The 5,574-nt window shown below is 41.4% G+C and carries 3 protein-coding genes and 1 pseudogene; 2 read left to right on the top strand and 2 right to left on the bottom strand.

Annotated features, from left to right (window positions below):
* A pseudogene (locus ACFE90_RS35635) lies at nt 1–217 on the top strand (hypothetical protein); the annotation flags it as partial.
* Nucleotides 218–227: 10 nt separating this feature from the next.
* Here the strand turns inward: ACFE90_RS35635 and ACFE90_RS35630 are convergent.
* On the bottom strand, nt 228–2,450 hold the full coding sequence (locus ACFE90_RS35630; RefSeq protein ID WP_375506977.1) for a hypothetical protein: 2,223 nt from the start codon (nt 2,448–2,450) through the stop codon (nt 228–230).
* Nucleotides 2,451–3,010: 560 nt separating this feature from the next.
* A complete protein-coding gene (locus tag ACFE90_RS35625) occupies nt 3,011–4,195 on the bottom strand; it encodes a hypothetical protein (protein WP_375506976.1) in 1,185 nt (394 codons plus the stop codon).
* A gap of 522 nt (nt 4,196–4,717) precedes the next feature.
* On the opposite strand from ACFE90_RS35625, the gene ACFE90_RS35620 reads away from it, so the two are divergent.
* Nucleotides 4,718–5,170, top strand: a complete 453-nt coding sequence (locus ACFE90_RS35620; protein WP_375506975.1) for a helix-turn-helix domain-containing protein — start codon at nt 4,718–4,720, stop codon at nt 5,168–5,170.
* Nucleotides 5,171–5,574 lie beyond the last annotated feature (404 nt).

Genomic DNA, 5,574 nt, shown 5'->3' with positions numbered 1-5,574 from the left:
TCTTTACAAAACTTTACAACGTGTCCCATTTTACACGTACTTCGTCATGACCCCAAATACTGTTGGCTATGTTCAAGGTACACTCAAATTGGGAGAAGTGCAGTACGGCTGGGTGATGGCAGCTTTTGGGATTGGTGCAACCCTGTGTGCAGTTGCGGTTGGTACGTTCAATAGAAGTTTGCCACCGTATAGGCATCCAAATCACTCTCACCTGTGAAATTCAGCCATCACGTCTCACCTTCTTGAAACACCAACTCCAACGAAAACGGTAGACACCCAGGATTGGCAGCTGCCCACTCATTGGCTTCTGCAATTAGAGTTTTGTTACCTGAATCGAGATAAAATTGCATTTTGGCACTCTGCTCCAGTCTTTCCCGTTCCTTGCCCCCAATTAAGCATCGTGCAATCAGGCAGTACTCTCTAGCTACACGTTTGGCGTAAGATGCTGCTTGGAGTCGCAACTTAGTCAGATTCTTCAGTTCTGACAAAGCGAGAGTTGCTGCTGAATCGCTTGAAGGTGTACTTTGTTCGCTAACTTCGGCTTTTTGTGACGTTTCAGGCGGCACAATTGCAGGTGTAGGCGCAGTAAGCGGAATAGTAACAGAATTGATTAATAAGTTTTTGTTATTGTAATTTTCAGCCGCGCTGGGGTTAGAAAGGTATTTGAAATTCTTATCTGAAGTACTTTCATTAAGATTTTCAGCTAATTCTATAATATTTGAAGAAACTAATGAATTATCAGAATTATTGACACCTGAAGTTAAAGACAGATCCTTTGGTTGCAATAAATTCAATTCTTCGGAATTCTTAATTTTCTCAGATTCATCTTGTACCTGTAGTACAAATAATTCTCCTTGAGACTCAGCAACTTCTTCAAAACTTGCTGCTGCCAACTGCCCTGTAGGGGCATCGGCAGCAGGAGGTAAGCATTTACAAAAAACCTTCATATAGTAAAAATGACCGTCATTTTCCTTTTCGTAAGGATTTTGAGCAGTCTGCTTGGCAAATGAGTTTTCAAAACTATTAAATTGCCCGTCATTGCTTGATTGATAAGGCTTTGAGCTATTTTCTGCCCACGGGTCTAAGATGTAGCGTGTGGGATGCCACAAATGCAAGTGCTTTTGTAGTGTCTCTTGTGAGATAGTTTTGTGAAAGCGGCGCTTGTATTCAGCACGTATCACTTTCCCCCGTTCAGTAGCCCCTACTGGCAACCCACTATCCCACTCTATTGCCCTTACTACTATCTGGATGCGTTTTTGGGCTTGTTGGCTGCGTTCCCAGTTCTGTTGCTTACGACGGTCAAATGGGATTACATTGTCTTTGGGTTTATCAATGCTGCTAATGCCTGCTATGGCTTCTGCAAATGTGTTGGCGAATGTACCCAACAACCTTTCGGGATAACTCTGGTAAGGGCTATACCATTTGTTACAACTTGTCGATTCTACCCAATGCCTCACCCTGGCTTCGATTTCGTGTTGGTGTCGGCAATATTGGCTGTAGCCGGGGGCGTTCATTGCGGTAGTAAGGCAAAATTCGACTAATTTATCACTCTCTAAGTCTAAAAAGACGATTCCGTACCCTACGAAGATTTGTAGGAGGGTGTTTGTTTGTCCTTTTCCTGTCCAGCCTGTGCTGATGATTTCTTCCCAGTTGGCACGCCACTGTACAACGTCAGCAGATTCTTGCTTGCGATATCTCTCGCGTGAAATTTGTTTTTTGGCTTTGTTCGCTACCCGTTTTAGTTTCGTTAAATCTTGCCGACTTGCAGCGCGATCGCAATGGTCGAGGAAGATAGAAACTGAGTCACTAATTGGTTGTAGGTCATCATTAAGTAAAAATGACCCGCTACCCGGTTGCATGGGGCAACGGATGGCTTTGTAGTTGGTTATTTGTTTGGCACTATATGGTTTGGTGTTGGGGAAAATTTCTAGGTGTCCTTGACGCAGTATAAAGCCTGCACTTCTCAAGGTAATCTCTAGGGCGCAGGCTAGGGGAAAGGTGGGTAGGGGGGATGCGAAGCTTAGGATTAGGTGATAACCGCCACTAAAGCTGGACTGGAGGATGATGATATCGACTATGCCGATGTCCTCTAGCGCTGCTTTGATCCGATTTATGGATTCAATGTTGTGGTAGTCGCCTTCTAGGTCTAAATCGATTGTGGCGTAACGAGTTGTGTCGTTAAAGCGCAGACCTACTAGTTTCGACTTGTCTTGGTGCAGGTTCCACAGTTGGGAGGGTTGGAGGTAATAGTCAATGGTACGCCATGCTGGTTTTGCACCTTCTACTAAAGAAGGGGCAACTATCGCCCCAAATGGATGCCAAAAGCGTTCTACGTAGCGTTTGCCCACGGATTCGGCGGGCAGGTGGGGTTTGATTTTCTTTTTTGAAGGCTGTGAAAGGCTTAATTGGGGCTTGTTATCAAAATCTGCCCCAAAATCTTCTTGGTACATGAGTGACTGTCCTGATGATTTTTGTGCATCAGGTAGCCTCGCTGTTGGTCAAAATGTGTTAGCCTAAATTTGAAATTTTATTTTGAATTAAGCGGTTGGTTATCCGCTTGTTGGAGACGACTGGTAATCGTCTCATGGTTGAAAGCAAACAAAGATTTATACTTGTTTAGGCTTAGACATACGTAGGCTTAGACTGGCATTTAGTCCAACACGCTTCACCAACAACAATGCGACTACCCAACTTTTTTTTGGTTATTATTTAAATGAGGCAGTTCTAGCGAAGTTCTCACTAAATCGACAAAAGAGTTTCGGATAACAATGCAAAGCTAGCAACACCTAAAAGTGTCACCGTACATTGGCTTTTGCTAGTACAAGTAGTGAAGATGAAATTACTCATACTCCACTACCGAGTTAAAAAACAAAAAACAGTCAAATATCTTGATACGAGTTCAGCACCCACAATAGTGAACTCGTATTGCAATTAGTATTGAGATGCTAATCTAGTAAGTAATGTTAAATTGTGAGACAAGTTCTCTACTAAATTAGCAGCCCACAGCTACCTATGCAGCACAAATCTTATCCTTTTTTCTATTTGTAGATACTTCCATTGCTTTCATTTGGGTCTTATAATCCTCCCAAGTTTTTTCAAATACGTCAGACTCATACATCCGCAACAAAACCTCCTCTTTTTCAGTTAGATTAGGAAGTTTCAACAACTCCGCCAAAGACACTTGAACTGGGAAAACATCACTAAACTTTTGCATTAATTGAAATATTCTCTTCCTCTGTGATGCAGATGGTTCATCCTGCAATTCTGCATCAATTTGTCGCGGGCGTAGATTCACAATTTCTAGGCTCATATTCCCTAAATTCCTCAATCCAAACACAACAAACTCATTAGTTATACCAATAACTCGTCCCACAATTTCCAATTCGGGCCGCAGTCTCTTCTTGAATTGATATACTTGGTCAAGCTGAAAACGCCGAAACGGATTGCGCTCGCCATTCAGCATCCAAGCAATACCATCGCCTATACTACCTATCTCCGTAGCCTCCAGAAGGTCTATTACCTGGTTACAGATATCTTGATTGCAAACAAACTTGTACGCTGCATCAATACTCCGGTTAAATTCCATCTCCAGTGCAACAACTGCCTTAAATTTTTCCATTTCTCGTAATTGAGAAATTAATTCAAAAACTTTCTTACCCTTGTGATAACTGCCAACACTTATATTTAGATTCTCCGAAACCTCCTGAATCACTCGCTTGCCCTTACATAATTGAGACTTACTCTCATTTAGCGAATGATTCAAATTTGAATCATTCGATTGATTCAAACGACGAGCACTCTCCCTTTGTCTTTCTTTCGCTTGGGGACGAAGTACGCTCTCCCAGTACTGCCCCTCGTGAAATTTCTGGTAATGAGTCTTCCCACCTTCCCGGTGGAGATTAAAGTCAAGCACTAGTTTCAAATCTTCTTCAGGCGAACCAGACTCGACAAATTCCACTTTCACAGTGGAAATTCCTAACTGGCGAGCTATCTGCAAGCGACACTTACCTGCCAAGACGATATTTACACCAGTACGTGCAGATACCTTTAAAGATTCAAGAATCCCTTTTTCAGAGATACTTTTTTCTAAAGCCGGACGTTCCTCATTCTCACCATATATTTCTATCAGCTTCGGATGAACAACCAACTCCGCAGGTGAAATATATACAATTGCCGGATTCTTCACCTCAGACATATTTATACTCCGGGTCACAAATTGTCACTCAAAAGATAGGTTCCATCTTGAAAAACCTAAGCAGAAAGCAGAAAAATCTTAACCAGCAAGACTTATAGCACTTTCATCCCTTGGAAAAAGTGACAAGTTGAAAAAATAATTAAATCTTGTAAATGGCAAAGGATTAACTACCAGAAAAACTCTCGAAGAGAATTTTCTCGCGCAGTAAACTATTATTCCCAACCCATTGAAAACCAATACGACTGAAGAGAGATTTAAAGTACTGGCATTTAAAAAAAAGCATCTATCTTTAGATAGATTTGTAAAACTGGGTAAATTCATGATATGATGGCTCTAGATAACTAAATTGACAAAACAAAGTTCCGTCCTGTTTTAGTAACAGGTGGGGTTGTTTTTTCCTCAAAGCCCTGTTTGCAGCAGGGCTTTGAGTGAATCTTTAGGAAAAATGAACTCTACAAAAAAAGTATATCAGGCTTCATTCGATTTGGCAAAATTGTAGGTTTAAGCGGGGTAAATACTAAAATGCCTCATATTCAAGTATTGAATCCTATTGAAAAGCAAGTATTAGAGAATATAGCAGCCACCGGCAGCGATGAAATGATCAAGAGAGCAAAGATCCTGCTAGAACTTAATCGTGGGGAAAATCATAAAAATATAGTAAAAAAACTTGGTATAGCGAAGCAAACAGTAACAAACTGGAAGAAAAAGTGGACATCTTGTACCATAACATCGGAAACCTTGGAAGATGCGATCGCAAAGATAAATAATGTATTAGGTGTGAACGCAGGCAGACCTAAGAAGTGCAAGAGCGCAGAGGCGAGCAAAATTGTCGAAATCAGCGAATGGAGCAAGAACCGAAAACCCAGTCGTTCAAAGCACCATTACCATATGCAAGTTGCTGAAGAAGCTACTCGCAGGGGGTTGCCAGCACTATCGCCAAGAAGTATAGGTCGGATCTTGGAAGCGCAACCCTAATAGCATCAAGCTCAAATCAAGCTAACGGGCAATCCTATCTTTTCATTACGCCAAAATAACAACCAAGTCGCCGAAACTATCAAGTTAAAAGGAATGCCTGAATTGTCGTCAACAACAATTGGTTGCCTCCTATAAGCAAAAGGAGCAGTAAGAAAAATTGATAATTCCCTTAAACCATTCCAACCACTGGGATGGTTTAATTTTTGCATCTATCTATAATAATTCAGTCAAAATACATAACGTAGTACAGTCAAGCGTTGGGTAACAAGCGAATAGCACTAATACCACAGCAGTATATTTAGCAACATTCAGATTGTGTTTGTTTAATGGAAGATTTATCGCGCCAAAGTGACCTGAGTTCGACGTAAAAAAAAAGTCTCTAATCCAGGCAGAAACGGGGTTGT

The organism is uncultured Nostoc sp. (assembly GCF_964245445.1).
In the GTDB taxonomy this organism is placed as follows: Bacteria; Cyanobacteriota; Cyanobacteriia; order Cyanobacteriales; family Nostocaceae; genus Nostoc.
Note: the sequence above shows the minus strand (reverse complement) of the source record. Positions and strands in the feature narration are given on the sequence as shown.